Source organism: Microvirga makkahensis (assembly GCF_009830105.1).
Taxonomy (GTDB): Bacteria; Pseudomonadota; Alphaproteobacteria; order Rhizobiales; family Beijerinckiaceae; genus Microvirga; species Microvirga makkahensis.
Genome location: NZ_WURB01000009.1, coordinates 61231 through 83074 on the forward strand (window position 1 = coordinate 61231; position 21844 = coordinate 83074).

Here is a 21844-nt window from a genome sequence, read left to right on the forward strand (position 1 = left end):
TCTATCGCAGGAGGAAGGACAGCAGGCGCTCCATGCGGCCACCATAGGGCGGCTTCGTCATGCCGGCACCGCTGATGCGGGCCTGGTGGAACACGGAGCGGGTATGACTGAAGGTTCTGAAGCCGGCCTCTCCGTGATACGCCCCCATGCCGCTTGGGCCGACGCCGCCGAAGGGCAGTTCCTCCTGAACGCAATGGAGCAGGGTCTCGTTGACCGCGACGCCGCCTGAGGAGGTCTCGTCGAGCACCAGCTTCACGAAACCCCTGTCATGACTGAACACGTATAGCGCCAAAGGATGCGGGCGATCCCTGATGAATCGGATCGCCTCCTCCACCCGGTCGTAGGTGGCGACGGGCAGAACGGGGCCGAAGATTTCCTCCTGCATCACCAAGGCCTCCGCCGGCACCCCGGTCAGAACGACCGGCGCCATCTTGCGCCCGGCAGGATCGAGGCTCTCCCCTGCCGGGTTGATCTCATGAACGGCGGCCCCTCTCGCCCTGGCATCCGCCACGAGACGGCGGAGGCGCTCCGCGTGCCGCTCACTCACGATGGCGGTGTAATCGGGATTGGCGGCGAGGCTTGGATACAACCGGGACACCGCGTCGCGGAAGGCTGAGACGAAAGCCGCCTCATTGTGCCTTGGAACGAACATGAAATCGGGGGCGATGCACGTCTGCCCCGCATTGAACAGCTTGCCGACGGCGACCCGCTCCGCGGCCTTCCCAAGCGGGTAATCCGGAGCCAGGATCACCGGAGATTTGCCCCCGAGTTCCAGCGTCACCGGCACGAGGTTCTCGGCGGCGGCCTTCATCACCTCCCGCCCCACTGCCGTGGAGCCAGTGAAGAACAGGTGATCGAAAGGCAGACCTGCGAAAGCCTGCGCAACCTCCACCCCGCCCTGCACCACCGCCACCTCGCTCTCGTCGAACACTTCGCCGATCACCTGATCCAGCAGAGCCGAAGTGCGCGGGGTGAGTTCGGAGGGCTTCACCATGATCCGATTGCCGGCGGCGAGCGCCCCCGCGAGCGGCGACAGGGCAAGCTGCACCGGATAGTTCCAGGGGCTGATGATCCCGACCACTCCGAGAGGCTGGTAATGGATGCGGCCGGACGCCGGCTGGAACATCAGCCCGATCGGGCGCCGGCGCGGCTTCATCCAGCGCCGGAAATGCTGTCGGGCGTGCCGCAGTCCGGTGACGACGGGATAGAGATCGGCGAGCTTCGTTTCGTGAATCGAGCGATGCCCGAAATCCTGCGCAACGGCGTGCGCGAAACCATCTGCATGACGGATCAGCGCAGCCGCGAGAGCCTCCAACGCTTCGTCGCGACGTTGAACGGCAAGCGCCCCCTGCTCGGCCCAGGCGCGTCTTTGCACGGCGAAAACGTCCTGGAGCCGCCTCGCGGCAGAAACTGAAACGGTATCATGCACGAAAGTCTGGGCTCCGCTCGACCTCCGCTAAGATATGGCGGCGGCCGCCCGTTCTCCACCCGCGCAGGTTTTCAAGCGCCAAAGAGCCCGGGTGGATTGACGGAAGGGCCATGGCGCGAGGATGCTTCCCGTCCTTCGGGCTTCCCAAGCCGTAGCAGGAGAACGCGAGTGAACGGCCCCTCCCCCGTGCTGTCGATCGAAAACCTCTCCATCGGCCTGCCGGCCCTGTCGGACCGGCAATATGCGATCAGGGACCTGTCGTTGACGATCGAGGCGGGCGAGACGCTCTGCGTCGTAGGAGAATCGGGATCCGGCAAGTCCATGACCGCTATGGCCGCCATCGGGTTGCTGCCTCCGGCGGTTTCGGTGCTCTCCGGCTCCATCAGGCTCGGCGGCTCCGATCTTCTCTCTCTCGACGAGGAGAAATGGTGCGAAGTGCGCGGCCGAGACATCGGCATGGTGTTCCAGGAGCCGATGACCTCGCTCAATCCGGTGATGCGCGTGGCGGACCAGATCGCCGAGACTTTCCGGGCGCATCGCATCCTGAGCCCGGCCGATCGCGCCAGACGCGTCGTCGAGCTGCTCGCCGAGGTGAACCTGCCCTATCCCGAACTCATCGCCCGCGCCTATCCGCACGAGCTCTCCGGCGGCCAGCGCCAGCGGGTGATGATCGCCATGGCCCTGGCGCTGGAGCCTAAGCTCCTCATCGCGGACGAGCCGACGACGGCCCTCGACGTCACGACCCAGGCGCAGGTTCTGAAGCTGATCGACAACCTGCGCCGGAAGAAGGGCACGGCGGTTCTCTTCATCACCCATGATTTCGGCGTCGTCGCCGAGATCGCCGACCGCGTCGCGGTGCTGCAGAACGGCGAGCTCGTGGAACAGGGGCCAGCGGACGTGGTGCTGAACAACCCGCAGCACCCCTATACCACGCGCCTTCTGGCAGCCGTGCCCTCGCTGACGCCGCCGCCGCCGAAGGAATTGCGGAACGAACCGATCGTTCTGACGGTCGAGGGCCTCCGAAAATCCTACGGCGGACGCGGCCTCTTCAGGAAGAGCCGCGAGGTCCGGGCGGCCGATGCCGTGAGCTTCGACATCCGCCGCGGCGAAACGCTGGGGCTCGTCGGGGAGTCGGGTTCCGGCAAATCCACGGTGGGGCGCTGCGTGTTGCGCCTGATCGAGCCCGACGGCGGCAGGATCGAGATCGGGAGCCTGCCCTTCGGCTCCCTGCCGCAGCACGATCTGCGCCCGCACAGGCGCAGGATCCAGATCGTCTTTCAGGATCCCTTCGCGTCCCTCAACCCGAGGCGCAAGGTGGGTTACATCATCGCCGAAGGCCCGATCACGCAGGGCGTCGCCCCCGACCGGGCTTTCGAGGAAGCGCGCATCCTGCTCGAGAAGGTGGGCCTTCCCGCCCAAGCCGCCGAGCGCTACCCGCACGAGTTCTCCGGCGGTCAGCGCCAGCGCATCGGCATCGCGCGGGCGCTCGCCATGAAGCCCGACGTGCTGGTCGCGGACGAGGCGGTTTCAGCCCTCGACGTGTCGGTGCAGGCCGAGATCCTGAAGCTGCTGATAGGCCTACAGGCGGAGTTGGGGCTTTCCATTCTGTTCATCACCCATGACCTGCGTGTCGCCGCACAGATCTGTGATCGTGTAGCGGTCATGCAAAAAGGTCGAATTGTCGAAATGGCGGAAACCGCGCATTTGTTTGCTGATCCTCGCGACGCCTACACGCGCCAGCTCCTGGCCGCCGTGCCGGGCAGAACCAGATTGATTGACGGAGTCCAAAACCGGTGAACGACCAGATCAGCTCGCATATCGCTCCCCACATGGTTTTCAAGCATCTCATCGGCGGCAAGGAGGTGCCTGCCTCCGACGGCATGCTGCTGGACGTGGTCTCGCCGGTGGATGGCGCGCTCATCGCCAAGATCGCCTCCGGCACCGCGCAGGATGTCGATACCGCCGTCAAGGCGGCACGCACCGCGCTCGAAGGTTCCTGGGGCAAGCTAACGGCCACCGAGCGCGGGCGTCTCCTCATGAAGCTCGCCACGATCGTCGAGGCGCATGCGGACGAGCTGGCAGCCCTGGAGAGCCGCGACAACGGCAAGCCTCTGCGCCAATCGCGCGCCGACGCCATCGCGCTGGCCCGGTATTTCGAGTTCTACGGCAGCGCCGCCGACAAGCTCCACGGCGACGTCATCCCCTATCTCAACACGCATTTCATCGGCGTCGAGCGCGTGCCCCACGGCGTGACGGGGCACATCGTCCCCTGGAACTACCCGATGCAGATCTTCGGCCGTTCCGTGGGAGCCGCGTTGGCCGCCGGCAACGCCACCGTGGTGAAGCCCGCGGAGGATGCGTCGCTGACGATCCTGCGCGTGTCCCAGTTCGCGCGCGAGGCGGGATTCCCCGACGGCGCGCTCAACATCGTCACGGGCCTCGGCCGCACAGCGGGCGCGGCGCTGTCGGCCCATCCCGGCATCGATTTTCTCTCCTTCACCGGCAGCCCCGAGACCGGCACCGCGGTACAGACGGCCGCCGCCCAAAACCATGTGGGCGTAACCCTTGAACTCGGCGGAAAGTCGGCGCAGGTCGTCTTCGACGACGCGGATATCGAGCGCGCCCTGCCCACTCTCGTCAACGCCATCATCCAGAACGGCGGGCAGACCTGCTCGGCGGGCAGCCGCCTTCTGATCCAGCGCGGCATCTTTGACGAAGTCGTCAGTGCCGTCGCCGAACGTTTCAAGACGTTGCGCGCCGGGCATCCGGAGCGCGAGCCCGACCTCGGCCCCATGATCAATCAGGCTCAGCAGCGCCGCGTGCGCAGCTATCTGGAGCGTGCCCGCAACGAAGGTCTTCAGATCATGGGCGAAGGCGTGGTGGCCATCGACGCGCCGGCCGAAGGCTTCTACGTGCCGCCGGTCTTCTTCGCGCCGGTGCCGCATCGAAGCATTCTGTCCCAGGAGGAGGTTTTCGGCCCCGTTCTCGTGGCGACGCCGTTCGAGGACGAAGCGGAGGCGATCCGTTTCGCCAACGGGACGCCCTATGGTCTGGCCGCGGGCGTATGGACGCGCGACGCGATGCGCTCGACCCGCGTGGGACGCGCCATGCGGGCAGGTCAGGTCTTCGTGAACTGCTACGGCGCGGGCGGCGGCATCGAGCTGCCTTTCGGCGGCTTCGGCCGCTCGGGCCATGGCCGCGAGAAGGGCTTCGAGGGATTGGTCGAGTTCACGACCACGAAGACGCTTGTCATCGCGCACGGGTAGAGAAAGGTCACAGCTCGGCCGTCATGGCCGGGCCGGTCCCGGCCACCTCGATCGGAAAAGCGCTACGCTTCACAGGATCGGGATCACCGGCACAGGGCCGGTAACGACGAAAGAGGTCCCGTCCGGCAAGTCTGAGCTGGCTCGGAAAGCGCGGACGACACTCCTCCCCCGCAAGGGGGGAGGGAAAAGCACACTTGAAAGGGAAGAAACATGAAACGCCTCGATGGCAAGGTGGCGCTGATCACGGGCGCAGGCTCCGGCTTCGGCTTGGGAATTGCGGAGACCTTTGCGCGCGAAGGAGCGAAGGTCGCGGTTGTGGACATCAACGAATCCGCCGCCAGAACGGCCGCAGAGAAGATCGGGACCGCGGCCATCGGCCTCTCAGCCGACGTGTCGAAGGCCGCCGACGTGAACAATGTGGTCGCCGCGACGCTTTCGGCTTTCGGCAAGCTCGACATCGTGGTCAACAATGCGGGCATCAGCCACCGCAACCGTCCCATGCTGGAAGTGGAAGAGGACGAGTTCGATCGGGTCTTCGCGGTCAACGTCAAATCGATCTATCTCTTCGCCAAGGCGGCCGTGCCGCTGATGCACAGCCAGGGCGGCGGAGCCATCATCAACGTGGGCTCGACCGCGGGTCTGCGCCCTCGCCCGGGTCTCACCTGGTACAACAGCACCAAGGGCGCGGTGCACACCATGACCAAGTCCATGGCCGTGGAGCTCGCCCCCCAGAAGATACGCGTCTGCGCCGTGGCACCGGTCGCGGGCGAGACGCCGCTGCTGGCCACCTTCATGGGCGAGGATACGCCGCAGAAGCGCGAGCAATTCATCAATTCCATCCCGCTCGGGCGCTTCTCCACCCCGCAGGATATCGCCAACGCGGCCCTTTACCTTGCTTCCGACGAGGCCAGCATGATCACCGGCGTGGTGCTGGAGGTCGATGGCGGGCGCTGCATCTGATGAAATAGTCGGGAAAAAGGCCCGAGGAACATCTTCCATCCGGCGCCGCACTGCGTAAGCTGAGGGTCACCGCGACCCTCGCTCCTCACACCGGATGGAGATCCGCCCCATGTCGAAGCGCTTCCTGGCCGCCTGCCTGCTGCTCTCCGTGAGCGCCCTTCCGGCCCTTGCCGCCAAGACCTCCCTCGTCGTCGGCATGCCAATCGAGCCACCGGGCCTCGATCCGACGATTGCCGCCCCGGTCGCCATTCGCGAGGTCACGCTCGCCAATCTCTACGAGGGCCTCGTGCGCATCGACAGGAACGGCAAGGTCCAGCCGCTCCTGGCGAAGAGCTGGGAGATCTCCCCCGATGGTCTCACCTATACCTTCCGCCTGCAGGAAGGCGTGAAGTTCCACGACGGCACCACCTTCGATGCCGCCGACGTGAAGTTCGCCTTCGACCGCGCCCGCGATCCCAAGTCCACTAACGCGCAAAAGCAGATCTTCGCGCCGATCGAGGGCATCGAGACGCCCGATCCGTCGACCGTGGTGATCAAGCTCAAGGAAACCTCGGGCAATTTCCTCACCTATCTCGGCTGGGGCGACGCGGTGATCGTGGCGCCCGAAACGGCTGCCAACAACGCGGCGAATCCGGTCGGAACAGGACCCTTCAAGTTCAAGTCATGGACCCGCGGCGACAGGGTGGAGCTCGTCAGGAATCCGGATTACTGGCAGAAGGACAAGGTGAAGCTGGAAAACGTCACCTTCCGCTTCATCAGCGACTCGCAGGCCCAGGTCGCGGCCGTGCGCGCGGGCGACGTGGATGCCTTCCCGAATCTCGCCGCGCCGGAGCTTTTCGCCGAGTTCCAAAAGGATCCTCGCTTCAAGGCGGTCGCGGGCAACACGGAGGGTGAGACGGTCGCGGGCCTCAACAGCGCCAAGAAGCCATTCGACGATGTTCGCGTGCGCCGCGCCATCATGCACGCCATCGACCGCAAGATGCTCATCGAGGGCGCCTATTCCGGCTTCGGCACTCCCATCGGCAGCTTCTTCTCGCCGAACCATCCGGCCTATGTGGACACGACCGGCGTCGTTCCCTACGACCCCGCCAAGGCCAAGGCGCTTCTGGCCGAAGCGGGTTACGGCAACGGCCTGTCGATCACGATCAAGACCCCGCAGATGGCCTATGCGAGCCGCTCGGCGGAATTGATCTCGGCCATGCTCGCGGAGGTGGGCGTGGACCTGAAGATCATCCCCACGGAATTTCCGGCCAAGTGGATCGAGGAAGTTTTCAAGAACAAGGATTACGATATCACCATCGTGTCCCATACGGAGCCGCTCGACATAGAGATCTTCGCCCGCGACAACTACTACTTCAATTACAAGAACGAGAAGTTCAAGGCGCTGATCGCGGATGCCGCAAAGACCACGGACGAGAAGGCGCGCTTCGCCAAGTACGCCGAAGCGCAGAAGATCCTGGCCGAGGACGTGCCCGCCCTCTTCCTCTTCCAGTTGCCGAAGCTCGGCGTGTGGAATGCGAAGCTCCAGGGCATGTGGGAGAATTCGCCGATCCCAATCAATGATGTCACGGACGTATCGTGGACGGAGTGAACCACAACTCTCCCGCCTTTCCCTCGCCCTCGCGGGGACGGCCAAGGGCGGGGGCCGCAAGATCGGAGTGCTGTCCAGATCCCTATTGCCCGACAGCCCTGCAACGTCATGGCCGGCACAAGGCCGGTGATGACACAATCGTGCCGATGAGCCTCTCACCGAACCAAACCATCTCCACCCCAGCCCCTCCCCGCAAAGGAGAGAGAAGGCGGGGATCGTAAACTCATGCTGCACCTCGTCATCTCCCGCCTCGTCTCCCTGTCCATGACACTCCTGTTCGTCTCGCTGGCGATCTTCCTGATCTTGGAGGTGCTGCCGGGTGACCCGGCGGCGATCATGCTGGGCACCGCCGCACGGGAGGATACTCTCGCGGCTCTGAGGCAGGAACTCGGGCTCGATCAGCCGGCGCTCGTCCGCTATCTCGATTGGATCGGCGGGATCCTGCACGGCGATCTCGGCACCTCCATCACCTACAAGATGCCGGTCTCAACGCTTGTGGCCGAGCGCATGAGCGTTACGCTGCCCCTGAGCCTTCTCGCCATTCTGATCTCGACGGCCCTCGCCCTGCCCCTCGGCGTGGCCGCCGCCGCGCGCCGGGACGGGCCGGTGGATCGCGCAGTGCTGGTGTTCAGCCAGATGGGAGTCGCCGTGCCGAATTTCTGGATTGGCCTTCTCTTCATCCTGTTCTTCTCGACCCACCTCGGCTGGTTTCCGGCGGGCGGCTTTCCCGGCTGGGGCGCCGGGATCGGGCCCGCCCTCCAGGCTCTGCTCCTGCCCGCTCTGGCGCTTGCCCTGCCCCAGGCGGCCGTGCTCACCCGCGTGACGCGCTCCGCGACGCTCGAAGTGGTCGGTGCGGATTTCGTGCGCACGGCGCGCGCCAAAGGCTTGGACCGAGGCGCGACCCTGCGGCGGCATGTGGTGCCGAACGCGCTCATTCCCGTCACCACCATCCTGGGCCTGCAGCTTTCCTTCTTCTTCGGCGGCGCGATCCTGGTCGAGAACGTGTTCAACCTGCCGGGGCTCGGGCGGCTCGCCTATCAGGCCCTGAACCAGCGTGACCTCGTGGTGATCAAGGACATCGTGCTGATCTTTTCCGGCTTTGTGATCGTGGTGAACTTCCTAGTCGATCTCGGCTACACTATCCTCGATCCGCGCCTCAGGAACCGAGCATGACGAACCGCTCCCTGCGTCCGAGTTCCGCCCTCGTGGTCGGCGGCGTTCTGACGGCGCTCCTCATCGCAACCGCCCTCCTGTCCCTCGTCTGGACGCCCGAGGTACCCACCCGCGTACGCGTCGCCATGCGACTGAAGGCGCCCCTGGAGGCAGGGCTCCTCGGCACCGATCATTTCGGACGCGACGTCACCTCCCTCCTCATGGTCGGAGCCTGGAACTCGCTCGCCATCGCGTGGCCCGCAGTTCTCTTAGGCGCGGCCATCGGCACCGCCATCGGCTCCGCGGCGGCCGCCTGGAAGGGGATAGCGGACGAAATCGCCATGCGCGTATCGGACGTGGTCTTCGCCTTCCCGGCCGTTCTCTCCGCCATCATGATCGGGGCGCTGGTAGGCTCCGGCCCGCTTGCTGCCATTCTCGCCATCGCGGTGTTCAACGTGCCCGTCTTCGCCCGGGTCACGCGCGGCGTCGCCCTGCAGGTCTGGACACTCGACTACATCGCCGCCGCCCGCGCCATCGGCAAGCACCCGCTGCGGATCACCTGGGAGGACGTGATGCCCAATATTGCGGGTGCGCTCATCGTGCAGGTCACGATCCAGCTCGCGCTTGCCATCCTGACCGAAGCCGGCCTGAGCTATCTCGGCCTCGGCGTGCGCCCGCCCGATCCGAGCTGGGGCCGGATGCTCAGCGACGCCCAGACCTATCTCTCGCAGGCCCCTCACCTCGCCATCGCGCCGGGCCTTGCGATCGCTCTCGCGGTGCTGGGTCTGAACCTCTTGGGCGACGGCCTGCGTGATGCGCTGGATCCGACGCTGAAAGGCCGTGGCGCAGCGGCTTGAGACGGCAACGCCGCTCCTGCCCCCGCGATCCCGATCGTAAAAGGCGCGGCGCTTCAGATGATCGGGATCACCGGCACGAGGCCGGTGATGTCGTGGTGGGGAATGTCCGGCGCCCTACGCCGCCTGCCTCATCGTCCGCCGCACATCCGCCAGGATTTCGTAGGAGCGCAGGCGCTTTCCGTGGTCGTAGATGGCCGAGGCCACGATCAGCTCGTCCGCGCCCGTCTGTTCGAGGAAGCCTTCGAGCCCCTCACGCACCGTGTTGGCGGAGCCGACGAAGGAACAGGCGAGCATGCTCGAGGCCTGCGCTTTCTCGGCGGGCGTCCAGTAGGTTTCGATGTCGTCAATGGGTGGCTGGAGCTTGCCGCGCGTGCCGCGGAACATGTTGGTGAAAGCCTGCTGCGCCGAGGTGAAGAGATATTTCGCCTCCTCATCCGTGTCGGCGGCGATCACGTTCACGCCCACCATGGCATAGGGCTTGTCGAGTTGGGCGGAGGGCTGGAAGCGCTCGCGATAGACCTGCAGCGCCTGAAACAGGGCGTTCGGCGCGAAATGCGAGGCGAACGCGTAAGGAAGCCCGAGCATGGCCGCGAGCTGCGCACCGAACAGGCTGGAGCCGAGAATCCAGATCGGCACGTTGCTGTCGGAGCCGGGCACGGCCTGAATCACCTGCCCCGGCTGCACCGGCCCGAGCAGGGCCTGCAGCTCCATGACATCCTGCGGGAAGGTATCGGCGCTGGTGGGATCGCGGCGCAGGGCCCGCATCGTGCGCTGGTCGGTGCCGGGAGCCCTGCCGACGCCGAGATCGATGCGGCCCGGGAACAGGGCATCGAGGGTGCCGAACTGCTCGGCGATGATCATCGGCGCGTGGTTCGGCAGCATGATGCCGCCCGCCCCCACGCGGATCGTCCTCGTGCCTCCCGCCACATGGGCGATCGCCACGCTCGTCGCGGCACTGGCGATCCCCACCATGTTGTGGTGCTCGGCGAGCCAGAAGCGGTTATAGCCCCAGCGTTCCGCGTGCTGCGCCAGATCGAGCGAATGGCGCAGAGCGTCGCTCGCCGTGGAACCCTCAGTGATATGGGCGAGATCGAGAATGGAAAGCGGCGGCATGGGCGAACTCTCTGCTGAACGGGCGAAGCGATGACCGACCTGAGATCATCACTCGACCCCTGCGATGCAAGATCCGGAGCCCCTCGCCCAGAGCGCAGCAGCTTTGCAAGGAAAAGCCCGGCGCTTGTCGCGCCGGGCTCCGAAAGCCGCGGCTCGATCCAGGCTCAGCCGCGGGTGCGGGCGCGGATCATGTAGCTGTCGAAGGCATACTCGGCCACCTGGAACCAGAGATACTCCTCGTTGCGGAAGGCGCGGAGCGAATCGATCAGCCTCTTGAAATCCGCGTTCTGGGCGGAGATTTCCGCATAGACCTCGTTGGTCGCCTTGTAGGCGGCGTCGAGAATTTCCTGCGAGAACGGACGCAGCTGAGCGCCAGCGCCCACGAGGCTGCGGAGAGCTGCCGGATTCTTGGCGTCGTACTTGGCCAGCATGTCCTGGTTGGCGGCCATGCAGGCCGCCTGCAGGATCGCCTGGTAGTTCTTCGGCAGGGATTCCCACTTGGCCTTGTTGAACATGAAGTGCAGCGTCAGGCCGCCCTCCCAGAAGCCCGGGTAGTAATAGAACGGTGCGACCTTCTGGAAGCCGAGCTTCTCGTCGTCGTAGGGGCCGATCCACTCGGCGGCGTCGATGGTGCCGCGCTCGAGGGACGGATAGATGTCGCCGCCCGCCACCTGCTGCGGAATCACCCCGAGCTTCGCCATGACCTGACCGGCGATGCCGGCGATGCGCATCTTGAGGCCCTTGAGATCCTCAACCGTCTTGATTTCCTTGCGGAACCAGCCGCCCATCTGGGTGCCTGTGTTTCCGCCAGGAAGCGCATAGAGGTTATGCTTAGCCATGAACTCGTTCACGAGGTCGATACCGCCGCCGTGATACTGCCAGGCATTGAGCTGGCGAGCATTCAGCGTGAACGGCACCGCCGCGGCGGCGGCGAAGGTCGGATCCTTGCCGACATAGTAGTAAGCGGCCGTATGGGCCATTTCGACGGTGCCCGAGGAGACGGCGTCGGCGGCCTGGAAGGTGCCCACGATCTCACCGGCGGAGAAGGGCTGGATCTGGAACTTACCCTCGGTGGCCTCGGATACGTACTTTGCGAGGAAGTCCGCACCGCCATAGATCGTATCGAGCGACTTCGGGAAGCCCGAGGTCAAACGCCAGCGGATTTCGGGATTCGACTGAGCAATGGCCGGCTTGGCGATGGCGCCAGCGGCGATGCCTGCACCGGCCGTGGCGAGAAAATTACGGCGTTTCATAAGACCCTCGTCTGATTTCGCGTGTGCCGCTGCTTACGCAACGCCATCCAATCGGACAATTCGTCGTAAGAATAATACGCGGAATTCACCGCGACCCGCGTCGGTATCCTGTTGGAAGACCGGTTCCGATGGGACCAAGCATCCAGCCATGTCGATGGATAGTAGACATTCATAATAGCTGGGCCTTACTCCATTATTTCCAAGCAGTCTGAGAGAATACCCCTAATCCTCAGGCAGCAACCGACATTATTTCATAGAGTCGCCACATTTTCTTAACCCAATTTTACTGAAGCAAGGGGAAGGGCGAAAAGGCCCTTAAATGCCGATGAACAGGATGAGAGTTTTACTCGGCTCAGTCATCGTGCTTGCGGTTGTGAGCAGCGGCGCCGAAGCCAGGAAAGTCTACTACGAGATCGACGGCAAGCGATATTCCTACAGTACGAACAACCGCGCGGCGACGGCGCGAGCAAAGGAACGGATTGCGGCCGCCAAGGCAGCGAAAGCCGCGAAGGCCAAGGCTGACGAGGAGATCTCCAAGCACCCCCTGGTCAAAATCTTCGGCTCGGCGGCGCAGACAGAAGCTAGATTGGCGCAGGAGAAGCTCGACAGGCTTCTCGCCAAGGGCACGCCGTCGATCAATACCGAAGTATCCTCTCCTGAGCGTTGGGCAAACCTGAGAGACAAGCCGAAGGAGGACAGGAAGAACGCGCGGAAGAGCAAGGCTCCACCTGTCCCCGCATCACAGACAACCGACACCGCCCTCCAGGAGCCCGCACCCACGCCCCCGACACCAGTCGCGGCCCCGGTCCGGCCGCCCCCCATCGCCGAACCTGCCATGCCTTCGCACCGGACCAAGATCAGATCCGTCTCCTTCGATGTCGAGTCCGGCATCAAGACCATCATCATGATCGACGGGGCGGTCGAGGAAGAACCGTTCGACAGCAGCGTGCTGGCCCATATCGCCCCCGAGCAGGGACAGGCCAACAGTCTCGTGGCCTTCGTGAAGAAACTGCGAAAAGTTGCCGTTGACGAAGGGGCAGATTCGGCCCCTGTGAGTGCGGAACTGCCGGCTCCCTGATGCAGAGGCCCCTGGGGCCTGCCGGAGGATCTCCGGCGAGGCTCTTCTATTCAGAGTTCGGCACCGACGTTACCGACAGGATGGGAGATCGCGGCAGGAATTATCGAAGATACTCGGCTATGCCCGAGCACCGATGCGCGAAACGATGAAAGACGGCGCCGCATTTCGCGACGCCGTCCCGTTCGATCAGCCTTTCCGCAACGGCTTAGAAGTCCATACCGCCGGCCGGCATCGCCGGGGCCGTGGCCTCCTTCTTCGGCTTCTCGGCAACCATGGCCTCGGTGGTAATGAGGAGTCCGGCCACGGAGGCAGCGTCCTCAAGGGCCACGCGCACGACCTTCGCCGGGTCGATGATGCCGAACTTGTAGAGGTCGCCGAACTCGCCGGTCTGGGCGTTCCAGCCAGCCGAGTAATCAGCCGCCTCGGCCACCTTGCCGACGATCACCGAACCGTCCTCGCCTGCATTGAGGGCGATCTGGCGGGCCGGAGCCTGCAGTGCACGGCGGACGATCTCGACACCGGTCTTCTGGTCATCGTTGACGGGTTTGACGCCGTCGAGGGCCTTGAGCGCCCGGAGCAGCGCAACGCCGCCACCGGGAAGGATGCCCTCCTCGACCGCAGCCTTGGTGGCGTGCATGGCGTCGTCGACGCGGTCCTTCTTCTCCTTCACCTCGACCTCGGTGGCGCCGCCGACGCGGATCACCGCGACGCCGCCCGCGAGCTTGGCGAGGCGCTCTTGGAGCTTCTCACGGTCGTAGTCCGAGGTGGTCTCCTCGATCTGCGCCTTGATCTGGCCGACGCGCGCCTCGATGTCCTTCTTGTCGCCGGCGCCGTCGACGATCGTGGTGTTCTCCTTCTCGATCACCACCTTCTTGGCGCGGCCGAGCATCGGCAGAGTGACGTTCTCGAGCTTGATGCCGAGGTCTTCGGAGATGACCTGGCCCTTCGTGAGAACGGCGATGTCCTCGAGCATGGCCTTGCGGCGGTCGCCGAAGCCCGGAGCCTTCACGGCGGCGATCTTCAGGCCGCCACGCAGCTTGTTGACCACCAGGGTGGCGAGCGCCTCGCCCTCGACGTCCTCGGCGATGATGAGCAGCGGCTTGCCGGTCTGCACCACGGCCTCGAGCACGGGCAGCATGGCCTGGAGGCCGGAGAGCTTCTTCTCGTGGATGAGGATGTAGGGATCCTCAAGCTCAACGCGCATCTTCTCGGCGTTGGTGATGAAGTAGGGCGAGAGATAGCCGCGGTCGAACTGCATGCCCTCGACCACGTCGAGTTCGGTCGCGAGCGACTTCGCTTCCTCGACGGTGATCACACCCTCGTTGCCGACCTTCTGCATGGCCTCGGCCAGCATGCGGCCGACTTCGGCATCGCCGTTGGCCGAAATGGTGCCGACCTGGGCGATCTCGTCGTTGGACGTGACCTTCTTGGCGTTCTTCTTCAGATCCGCCACAACGGCCTCGACGGCCATGTCGATGCCGCGCTTGAGATCCATGGGGTTCATGCCGGCGGCCACGGCCTTGGCGCCTTCCTTCACGATGGCCTGGGCGAGCACGGTCGCGGTGGTGGTGCCGTCACCGGCGCGGTCGTTCTGCTTCGAGGCCACTTCGCGCACCATCTGGGCGCCCATGTTCTCGAACTTGTCGGAGAGCTCGATTTCCTTCGCGACGGTGACGCCGTCCTTGGTGATGCGCGGGGCGCCGAAGCTCTTCTCGATCACCACGTTGCGGCCCTTCGGGCCGAGGGTCACCTTCACCGCATCGGCGAGGACGTCGACGCCGCGCAGCATCTTCTCGCGCGCATCGGATGAGAATTTGACTTCCTTAGCAGCCATTGTTCGTCACTCCTTCGAGACGTAACGATATGTGACTCTGAATATCTGGCCTTACGCGGCCTTCTTCTGGGCGGCGATCTCCTCCAGCACGCCCATGATGTCGCTCTCCTTCATGATCAGGAGATCCTCGCCATCGATCTTCACTTCCGTGCCGGACCATTTGCCGAAAAGCACGCGGTCGCCGACCTTCACGTCGAGAGCGACGATCTGGCCCGCCTCGTTACGAGCGCCGGGACCGACGGCGATGACCTCGCCCTGCTGAGGTTTTTCCTTGGCGGTGTCAGGAATGATGATGCCGCCCGCGGTCTTCTCTTCCGCATCGATCCGCCTGACCAGGATGCGGTCATGCAAAGGACGGAACTTCATAAAGCTTCCTCCAATGGTTTCAGTGCGTTAAGTGCCACAAGCGGAGCCACTCGGGGCCTCCGCGGTCGAAAATTTGGGCGAACAAGCTTCACCGTTCAAGAGGGGTGAAGAAAATTTTTTGGCACTCTGCGACCTGGAGTGACAAGCTGGTCCGTAAGAGTTCCGATGGGCAAGGTGGCGAGGCGGCGACTAGGTCGTTCCGGCGGGGCGCCAGGTGTGCCCAAGGAGATCGATATGACCGATGTGGTTGTGAGAGACAGCCAAGAAGCCCAGCTCACGAGGGCGATTCGGGGCAGGTTACCAAGGACCTGAAGGCAAAGGGCTCCCCCGACCCTGAGGCGGGGCACCGTGTTTAGGAACATCTCCCTCACGGACAATGCCAACGAGCCGCTCGGACCAAATCGAGGGCCGGTCCCCACAACCGAGTTCGTGAAGATGGTTTGACGGACACTCCGTCACGTCCCTCTCCGGACCCCGAGCCAGGGATCGGTCCCCGCCACCCACCGTCTGTTGTGCTCGCCCCGTCATCGCCGGACTTAATCCGGCCATCCCGATCCGAAGGGCGCTGCGCTTCACGCAAACGGGATCACAGGCACGGAGCCGGCGGTGACCGGGGGTGCTCCGGCCCTGCGGGAAAATCCGGCGCCTCAATAATGCGGCGGCGGAGGCTCGGGCGCGCGGGGTCCGGCTGCGCTATCCTCGACCTCCATAACGCGGTCGAGCAGCTCGGCGAGCTGACGCTTCAACCCATCGATCTTCTTCCACTGGTCGATGACGGTCTGGTTCAGGTCCTCAATGACCCGATCCTGATAGGCGACGCGCACCTCCAGCGCTTCCAGACGGGCATTGACGGATTCCGTGTCACTCATCGGCCAGCAGGCTCCTGTCCTCGGGGCGTTCGACCAGGCCGTGACCGAGGGACACGCGCTCGTCGAACACGAAACAGCCGCCCTTCCAGCGGCTCTCGGCTTCCGGCACCTCCTCAAGGTATTTGAGGATGCCGCCCTTCAAGTGGTAGACCTCCTCGAAGCCCTGGCCCAGCATGTAGGAACTCGCCTTCTCGCAACGGATGCCGCCGGTGCAGAACATGGCGACCCGCCTGTGCCTGGCGGGGTCGAGCTCCTTCTTTACGAAATCCTTGAAAGCGCTGAATGTCTTGATGCGCGGGTCCACCGCCCCCTCGAAAGTGCCCATCTCGACCTCGAAGTCGTTCCGGGTGTCGAGCAGGATCACGTCCGGGCTCTCGATGAGCTCGTTCCACTCCGCCGGCGGGACATAGGTGCCGACGACCTTGGTCGGATCCGCCTGCGGATCCCCTAGAGTCACGATCTCCCTCTTCAGGCGCACCTTCATCTTGCCGAATGGCATCTCGGAGGCGGTCGAGAACTTCAGCTCCAGATTGTCGAGACGGCCACGAAAGAGGTCGCCCTCGCGCAGCTCGGCCATGAGGGCGTCGATTGCCTCCTCCGTCCCCGCCACGGTACCGTTGATCCCCTCCTCGGCGAGCAGAAGCGTGCCCTTGACCCCGAGGCCGGCGCAGAGGGCGTGAAGCGGATCCCGGATCTCCCGGAAGTCGGGTAAGGACACGAACTGGTAGAGAGCGGCAACTCTGTAAGTCATGGCCGCTGTTTACCAGCAGGAGGCTTTTCGGGAAACCCGCCGCACGGATCCTCGGTGTCGCTCTCCCCCTCCAGCCCTGGCAGGGCCTGTCCCGGCCATCCCGATCGGATCGGCGCGGCGCTTTCCTGATCGGGATCACCGGCACGGAACCGGTGATGGCGTGGAGGCAAGCACCGGGTCTCTGAATCTCAGGAATCCTGTCTCAAGCCTTTCGGCCAAGCTCGCGCCTCGGGGCACATCTCCTCCCAGGCCTTCGAGAGACGTAGCACACCCACGTCGTCGAAACGGCGGCCGATGATCTGCAGGCCGATCGGCAACCCCGCTTTCGTGAAGCCCGCATTGACCGAGGCCGCCGGCTGGTCGGACATGTTGAAGGCGACCGTATAGCCTATATGCTCGAACGGCCGCTCGGGATCGTGGATCGGGGAAGCGAGTTCCGCGTCATAGGCCACGTTGGGAGCAACCGGAGAGAGCACGAAGTCGAATGGGTGCGTCGCCGCCACCGCCGCGTGGCGCATGACCATCATCTGGTTCATGCCGGAATAGACATGAGCGCCCGTCAGGGCCTTTCCACCCTCCGCCCATTTGAGGATATAGGGCAGTACCTTGGCGCGCTCCTCGTCCCTCAGGGAAGCGATGTCCATCCAGGCGCGCTGGCGCCAGAAATCGTCGAGTCCGTCGAGCATCTCGCGGGTGACGAAGGGCTTTACCTCCCCGATGATCGCTCCTGCATCGGCAAAGGCTTGCGCGGCCCGCTCCACGGCGGCGCGCACCTCAGGATCGAGATCCAGGCCGACGCCCGCTTCCATCATGAGGCCGATCCTGAGCCCCCTGATGTCGATATCGAGATCGAGCCACGGCAGATCCTGGTACGGCAGACTCATGGGATCGCGCATGTCGGGCCTCGTGAGGCTTGTCATCATCAGCGCGGCATCGCACACGTTGCGCGTCATCGGTCCCGCCACGCGTCCGTAATAAGTGGGATCGATGGGGATGCGCCCGAAGCTGGGTTTGAGCCCGAACACGCCGCACCAGGATGCGGGCAGACGGATGGAGCCGCCAATATCGGTTCCGATGTGGAAGGGTCCGTAGCCCGCTGCCGCAGCGGCTCCTGCACCCGCCGAACTGCCTCCTGGGTTCTTGGACGGATCCCAGGGATTGCGGGCAAGCGGGTGGAAGCTCGAAAGGCCCGAGGACAGCATGCCGTAATCGGGCATCGTGGTCTTGGCGAGAATGACGACACCGTCTTCGCGCAGGCGCGCGGCGGGAGGCGCATCCTCCGCCGCGGGCTTCAGCGGACGCGCCGCCGTGCCGAGGGGCACCGGCGTGCCCCTGGTCGCGATGTTCTCCTTGATCGTCGCGGGAATGCCGTCGAGGGCCCTTGCCGCTCCCTTCAGCCACCGCTCCTCGGATTCCTGCGCCGCCCTCAACGCTTCATCGGGATCGAAGGCATAGAGGGCATGAATGCGAGGCTCACAGGATTCGATACGCGCGATCACGGACCTCGCGACATCGACGGGGGAGACGGTTTTGCCGGCGTAGGCCTCGAGCAGATCGCAGGCCGACCAATCGGCCAGATCCGCAGACGATTGAGAGGAGATCTGTGCACTCACGTGAAAGCCCCGGAAGCAGCGTGGAATCGTTCAGCCTCCATGCTGCGTCATCCCTCGCCTTGCGTAAACCGGGACAGATCAGATCCGGCCCAGCGCCATGGGGCCACGCCCCTGTCCCAAGAGAGAGGGTTCGACTACTTCTTTTGAGGCTTGGCTTTAATCCGGCAGATACACAACTTCTTTCCGGGAAGTGTGTTCTACGTTCATGCGGACGCGAAAAACTCTGTTCATAAAAGTCGTTCAGGCGATTTACTACCTGAGGTTGCATGCGCATCCTGTTCCTCGATCTGCCCCAGGGTGGAGGTGGAGCATCATGCTGAACGGTACACCTTGACATGCTGAATGGTTCGAACGGGATTATCCATCGTAAGAACCGGCTCCTTGGAGCTCTGGAGCCCGAGGATTTCAGGATCCTCGAACCCCATCTCGAGCTCGTCGAGCTGCCGAAGGGCAAGGTCATTTACGAAATCGGCGAGCCCGTGCGGCATACCTATTTCCCGCACAACGCCATCATCTCGCTCGCAACTATCCTCCACGACGGCGGTACGGTGGAGATGGCGGTGTTTGGGCGAGAGGGCATGTTCGGTTTCGTCAGCGCACTCGTAACGCGGCAATCCTTCGGCCGTTATGTCACCCAGATTCCCGGCTCCGCCTCACGGATAGCCGTGGATCGGCTGGAGGAAGCCGGGCGGCACTACCCCCGAATACGTGAGATGGTGTTCCGGTTCACGGAAGCGCTTCTGGCTCAGACTTTGCAGACCGTCGCCTGCAATGCCGTGCACAGCGTGGAGGCTCGCTGCTGCCGCTGGATCCTGAGCACGCGTGACCGCGTCGATTGCGATGCGCTGCCTCTGACTCATGAAACACTGGCGGAAATGCTGGGCGTGCAGCGCTCGACGGTCAGCAGCGTCACGCGCGCTCTTCAGGTCGCGGGCATGATCCAGCAGGGGCGCGGCTCCATCACGATTACGGATCGCGCGGGGCTCGAGGAAATGTCCTGCGAATGCTACCGAAAGATCCGCAAGAGCTTCGAACGCTTGCTTCCCGGCACTTTCGACCAGACGGCCTGACCATCATCTATGCCGGCAGACCACACAGCAAGCCGCCGCCTTGTCGCGATACATCGGAAATGCGAATTCCCGTGCCCGAGAGGACAAAACCTGAAATCTTTCTAAATACTGTCGGATACCCAACAGACGGAGTAACCCAGCGTCAGTACTCTCGGGTTTGTTACCGCAAAGTTAATGAGGCGGCGCATGGACGACACTCAGTTATCCCGTAACAACAAGCCGGGCGAACCATCTCAGCCCAGAATGTACTCTCCCACTGACAAGCCTTTACTTCAGTCGCTTCTCTCCACCTTGGCCGATATCGACTTCGAATACGAACAGGCAAGAGACAAGGTCAACAAGCACTCCCCGGATCTGAACCTGAAGATCCGGATCCTCGAAAAGTTGAAAGCGCAGCACCAGGAACGTCGAACGCCCTATATCCAGCAATTGGCAATTCTGCAGGAGCGCATGATTTCACGCGAATAACCAACGCACATCGCAGAATTTGCGCGATATATCGACCATTTCAGCGTCACGCATTCAAACCTACAAGACGAAGCGACCCATCGGGGCCACGACACAAACCATCAGATGGCGGCCACCGCCATCCGAACGGAGCTCAACTCCGACTTCCTTCAGGGAATGAGCCGATGACCGAAGAAGAAATCGAAATCGTTGCGGAAGAACTTGCAAAGATTGGTGGAGTCTCCTGGTATCCGGGCCGCCAGCAAGGGACCCTGATGAGAGTGGTCACGGATCGCTATCGCGACCGGGCCCGCATCGCCATCGAAGCGCTTGACCGTTACCGGGCGGGTCAAAAAACCTCGGTCCTGCAAGACAACGGCCCCGGCGAACCGCATGTGCCGAGCCCGTCCTTTGGTGACAGCTCTGAGGAGATCAGGCCCGGCAGCACAGTGGTTTACCGCCCTCCTGGAGACCGGCGGGCCTACCCCTGCCGAGTGGTCGAAATCAAAGGGAGCCGCGCCTATCTCACTCCCATCCTGAGAGCGTGCACGAACTGGGTTTCGATCGAGTATCTCACCCCGCAGGCAGAGGTTCAGTCGTTTACGGTGCGGGACAAGAACTGACTTTATCAAGCCCCCGGCAGGCGGTCTGTCCGTGCCGGGAGACATCGCCGCCTCGGCCGCCCCTTACAGGCGGGCGCGGGTGCTGCGCGGGGTCGCAAGCAGCAGATTGGTTTCCGATGCGATGACCCCGGGGATCAGACGGATGCGCCTCAGGATGCCGTCGAAATCGGACAGGTTGGCCGCGCCGAGTTCGACGATGAGATCCCATTTTCCATTCGTGGTGTGAATCGCGCTGACCTCCGGAAAACCGCCCAGAGCATCCACGACCCGGTCGGCCGCGCGCCCCTCCACCTCGATCAGCATGATGCCCCGCACGGGCAGGGAAACGGCGTCCGCCCGCAGGATCACGGTGTAACCGACGATGTCTCCCGAGCGCTCCAGACGCTCCATGCGCGAACGCACGGTTGCGCGGGAAACGTCGAGTTCGAGTGCGAGATCCGAGATGCTGCGCCGACCGTTGTGACGCAAGAGCGTGATGAGGCGCTGGTCGAGATCGTCCATTTCTGCCGCTTTGTAAAAAGATCCTTGTCAAAATGGCTAAGGAACTTTTCCGGTTTGTCAAACTGCCCTGTTCATATCGCCAAGTCCGTCGCTTAGCTTGACCCATATCGAGCGGAGAGATCGAATGACGCAAAAGCCCTGCCTTCTTATCGGAGTGCCCGTTCAGGAAGGCGCAGGCCGGCTCGGCTGCGACATGGGGCCGAGCGCATTCCGCACGGCAGGGCTGGCGACGGAACTGCAAAACCTGGGCTACGCCGTGGAAGACCGGGGCAATATCGCACCTACGGCCTTTCGCGAGATGCGTCACACGAATGGAGCCATCAAGGCCCTCCCCGAGACCGTCGCCTGGACGGAAGCCATCGCGGACGCTGCCTTCAAGGCCAGCGGCGAGGGCCTGCCGATTTTCCTGGGCGGCGATCACAGCCTCTCGGCCGGCTCGATCACGGGCCTCGCCCGCCGTGCCGCCGAGGACGGCCGCGAGTTCTTCGTCCTGTGGCTCGACTCGCATCCGGACTTCCACACCCTGGAGACGACGACGAGCGGCAACCTGCACGGCGTTCCCATGGCCTATGCCACGGGCCGGCAGGGCTTCGACGGGTACTTTCCCAAGGTTCATCATCCGGTGAAGCCCGAGAATGTCTGCATGATGGGCATCCGCAGCGTCGACCCCGCCGAGCGCGCGGCGCTTGCGACCACGGGCATCACGATCCACGACATGCGGGCCATCGACGAGAACGGCGTCGCGCCCCTGCTCGACGCTTTCCTGAAGCGCGTCGCCATGGCCGACGGCATTCTCCACGTGAGCCTGGACGTGGACTTCCTCGACCCCGGCATCGCGCCGGGCGTCGGCACCACGGTGCCGGGCGGCGCCACCTTCCGCGAGGCGCACCTCATTATGGAGATGCTGCACGACAGCGGCCTCGTGAGGAGCCTCGATCTGGTCGAGCTCAATCCTTTTCTGGACGAGCGCGGCCGCACGGCTCTGCTCATGGTCGATCTGGCCTCGAGCCTCATGGGCCGCCGCGTGCTCGACCGTCCGACGCAAAGCTACCGCCACACCCCGAAATGAAT

General features: G+C 64.0%; 20 protein-coding genes. 11 read left to right on the plus strand and 9 right to left on the minus strand.

Annotation, left to right across the window (positions count from 1 at the left end; all coding sequences use genetic code 11):
• Position 1: 1 nt before the first annotated feature.
• Complete coding sequence (locus GR328_RS14200; protein ID WP_160885186.1) at positions 2-1429, minus strand: aldehyde dehydrogenase family protein; 1428 nt, start codon at positions 1427-1429, stop codon at positions 2-4.
• 168 nt (positions 1430-1597) lie between these two features.
• Between GR328_RS14200 and GR328_RS14205 the strand changes: the two genes are divergently transcribed.
• From GR328_RS14205 to GR328_RS14230, 6 genes are all read left to right on the plus strand, one after another.
• Positions 1598-3226, plus strand: a complete 1629-nt coding sequence (locus tag GR328_RS14205) for a dipeptide ABC transporter ATP-binding protein (protein WP_160885187.1) — start codon at positions 1598-1600, stop codon at positions 3224-3226.
• Positions 3223-4695 (plus strand): aldehyde dehydrogenase family protein, encoded by a 1473-nt coding sequence (locus GR328_RS14210; protein ID WP_425487040.1) that lies wholly within the window; start codon positions 3223-3225, stop codon positions 4693-4695. Before GR328_RS14205 ends, GR328_RS14210 begins: the two co-directional genes overlap by 4 nt.
• A 210-nt stretch (positions 4696-4905) precedes the next feature.
• Positions 4906-5655, plus strand: coding sequence for an SDR family oxidoreductase (locus tag GR328_RS14215; protein ID WP_160885188.1), 750 nt, complete (start codon positions 4906-4908; stop codon positions 5653-5655).
• Positions 5656-5764: 109 nt separating this feature from the next.
• Positions 5765-7246: an ABC transporter substrate-binding protein gene (locus GR328_RS14220; protein WP_160885189.1), complete on the plus strand. Its 1482-nt coding sequence runs from the start codon at positions 5765-5767 to the stop codon at positions 7244-7246.
• Between the two features lie 225 nt (positions 7247-7471).
• Positions 7472-8419, plus strand: a complete 948-nt coding sequence (locus GR328_RS14225; RefSeq protein ID WP_160885190.1) for an ABC transporter permease — start codon at positions 7472-7474, stop codon at positions 8417-8419.
• Positions 8416-9255 (plus strand): ABC transporter permease, encoded by an 840-nt coding sequence (locus GR328_RS14230; protein ID WP_160885191.1) that lies wholly within the window; start codon positions 8416-8418, stop codon positions 9253-9255. Before GR328_RS14225 ends, GR328_RS14230 begins: the two co-directional genes overlap by 4 nt.
• Before the next feature lie 114 nt (positions 9256-9369).
• Here GR328_RS14230 and GR328_RS14235 read toward each other — a convergent pair whose 3' ends face one another.
• Together GR328_RS14235 and GR328_RS14240 are read right to left on the minus strand one after the other, a co-directional pair.
• Positions 9370-10368 carry an LLM class flavin-dependent oxidoreductase gene (locus GR328_RS14235; protein ID WP_160885192.1) on the minus strand — a complete coding sequence of 333 codons (999 nt, stop codon included), beginning with the start codon at positions 10366-10368 and terminating at the stop codon, positions 9370-9372.
• 164 nt (positions 10369-10532) lie between these two features.
• Positions 10533-11621, minus strand: a complete 1089-nt coding sequence (locus tag GR328_RS14240; RefSeq protein ID WP_160885193.1) for a TRAP transporter substrate-binding protein — start codon at positions 11619-11621, stop codon at positions 10533-10535.
• Between the two features lie 334 nt (positions 11622-11955).
• Here GR328_RS14240 and GR328_RS14245 point away from each other — a divergent pair, with 334 nt between their 5' ends.
• Positions 11956-12699, plus strand: a complete 744-nt coding sequence (locus tag GR328_RS14245) for a hypothetical protein (protein ID WP_160885194.1) — start codon at positions 11956-11958, stop codon at positions 12697-12699.
• Positions 12700-12904: 205 nt separating this feature from the next.
• Here the strand turns inward: GR328_RS14245 and groL are convergent, their stop codons facing one another.
• The 5 genes from groL to GR328_RS14270 form a co-directional block, all read right to left on the minus strand.
• The gene (gene groL, locus GR328_RS14250) at positions 12905-14533 is read right to left on the minus strand and encodes a chaperonin GroEL (protein ID WP_160885195.1); all 1629 of its coding nucleotides are present in this window, start codon (positions 14531-14533) and stop codon (positions 12905-12907) included.
• A gap of 51 nt (positions 14534-14584) precedes the next feature.
• On the minus strand, positions 14585-14899 hold the full coding sequence (gene groES, locus GR328_RS14255; protein WP_160885196.1) for a co-chaperone GroES: 315 nt from the start codon (positions 14897-14899) through the stop codon (positions 14585-14587).
• 647 nt (positions 14900-15546) lie between these two features.
• Positions 15547-15768, minus strand: a complete 222-nt coding sequence (locus GR328_RS14260; RefSeq protein WP_160885197.1) for a SlyX family protein — start codon at positions 15766-15768, stop codon at positions 15547-15549.
• Positions 15761-16519: an oxygen-dependent tRNA uridine(34) hydroxylase TrhO gene (gene trhO, locus GR328_RS14265; RefSeq protein WP_160885198.1), complete on the minus strand. Its 759-nt coding sequence runs from the start codon at positions 16517-16519 to the stop codon at positions 15761-15763. The genes GR328_RS14260 and trhO overlap by 8 nt, the downstream gene beginning before the upstream one ends.
• Positions 16520-16707: 188 nt before the next feature.
• Positions 16708-18132, minus strand: a complete 1425-nt coding sequence (locus GR328_RS14270; protein ID WP_343039386.1) for an amidase — start codon at positions 18130-18132, stop codon at positions 16708-16710.
• 335 nt (positions 18133-18467) lie between these two features.
• Here GR328_RS14270 and GR328_RS14275 point away from each other — a divergent pair, with 335 nt between their 5' ends.
• The 3 genes from GR328_RS14275 (at position 18468) to GR328_RS14285 (ending at position 20272) form a co-directional block, all read left to right on the plus strand.
• Complete coding sequence (locus tag GR328_RS14275; RefSeq protein ID WP_160885199.1) at positions 18468-19202, plus strand: Crp/Fnr family transcriptional regulator; 735 nt, start codon at positions 18468-18470, stop codon at positions 19200-19202.
• Positions 19203-19388: 186 nt separating this feature from the next.
• Complete coding sequence (locus tag GR328_RS14280) at positions 19389-19670, plus strand: hypothetical protein (protein WP_160885200.1); 282 nt, start codon at positions 19389-19391, stop codon at positions 19668-19670.
• A 164-nt stretch (positions 19671-19834) separates the two neighbouring features.
• Entirely contained in the window at positions 19835-20272 is a 438-nt protein-coding gene (locus GR328_RS14285; protein WP_160885201.1) for a hypothetical protein, read from the plus strand.
• Between the two features lie 63 nt (positions 20273-20335).
• Here GR328_RS14285 and GR328_RS14290 read toward each other — a convergent pair whose 3' ends face one another.
• Entirely contained in the window at positions 20336-20773 is a 438-nt protein-coding gene (locus GR328_RS14290; protein WP_160885202.1) for an Lrp/AsnC family transcriptional regulator, read from the minus strand.
• 124 nt (positions 20774-20897) lie between these two features.
• Here GR328_RS14290 and rocF point away from each other — a divergent pair, with 124 nt between their 5' ends.
• Positions 20898-21842 carry an arginase gene (rocF, locus tag GR328_RS14295; protein WP_160885203.1) on the plus strand — a complete coding sequence of 315 codons (945 nt, stop codon included), beginning with the start codon at positions 20898-20900 and terminating at the stop codon, positions 21840-21842.
• Positions 21843-21844: the final 2 nt, after the last annotated feature.

Excerpts from the sequence above, each read along its gene's own strand:
- GR328_RS14215 (WP_160885188.1), top strand. The coding sequence starts at position 4,906 with ATGAAACGCCTCGATGGCAAGGTGGCGCTGATCACGGGCGCAGGCTCC.
- GR328_RS14220 (WP_160885189.1), top strand. The coding sequence starts at position 5,765 with ATGTCGAAGCGCTTCCTGGCCGCCTGCCTGCTGCTCTCCGTGAGCGCC.
- GR328_RS14225 (WP_160885190.1), top strand. The coding sequence starts at position 7,472 with ATGCTGCACCTCGTCATCTCCCGCCTCGTCTCCCTGTCCATGACACTC.
- GR328_RS14230 (WP_160885191.1), top strand. The coding sequence starts at position 8,416 with ATGACGAACCGCTCCCTGCGTCCGAGTTCCGCCCTCGTGGTCGGCGGC.
- GR328_RS14235 (WP_160885192.1), bottom strand. The coding sequence starts at position 10,368 with ATGCCGCCGCTTTCCATTCTCGATCTCGCCCATATCACTGAGGGTTCC.
- GR328_RS14240 (WP_160885193.1), bottom strand. The coding sequence starts at position 11,621 with ATGAAACGCCGTAATTTTCTCGCCACGGCCGGTGCAGGCATCGCCGCT.
- GR328_RS14245 (WP_160885194.1), top strand. The coding sequence starts at position 11,956 with ATGAGAGTTTTACTCGGCTCAGTCATCGTGCTTGCGGTTGTGAGCAGC.
- groL (WP_160885195.1), bottom strand. The coding sequence starts at position 14,533 with ATGGCTGCTAAGGAAGTCAAATTCTCATCCGATGCGCGCGAGAAGATG.
- groES (WP_160885196.1), bottom strand. The coding sequence starts at position 14,899 with ATGAAGTTCCGTCCTTTGCATGACCGCATCCTGGTCAGGCGGATCGAT.
- GR328_RS14260 (WP_160885197.1), bottom strand. The coding sequence starts at position 15,768 with ATGAGTGACACGGAATCCGTCAATGCCCGTCTGGAAGCGCTGGAGGTG.
- trhO (WP_160885198.1), bottom strand. The coding sequence starts at position 16,519 with ATGACTTACAGAGTTGCCGCTCTCTACCAGTTCGTGTCCTTACCCGAC.
- GR328_RS14275 (WP_160885199.1), top strand. The coding sequence starts at position 18,468 with ATGCTGAATGGTTCGAACGGGATTATCCATCGTAAGAACCGGCTCCTT.
- GR328_RS14280 (WP_160885200.1), top strand. The coding sequence starts at position 19,389 with ATGGACGACACTCAGTTATCCCGTAACAACAAGCCGGGCGAACCATCT.
- GR328_RS14285 (WP_160885201.1), top strand. The coding sequence starts at position 19,835 with ATGACCGAAGAAGAAATCGAAATCGTTGCGGAAGAACTTGCAAAGATT.
- GR328_RS14290 (WP_160885202.1), bottom strand. The coding sequence starts at position 20,773 with ATGGACGATCTCGACCAGCGCCTCATCACGCTCTTGCGTCACAACGGT.
- rocF (WP_160885203.1), top strand. The coding sequence starts at position 20,898 with ATGACGCAAAAGCCCTGCCTTCTTATCGGAGTGCCCGTTCAGGAAGGC.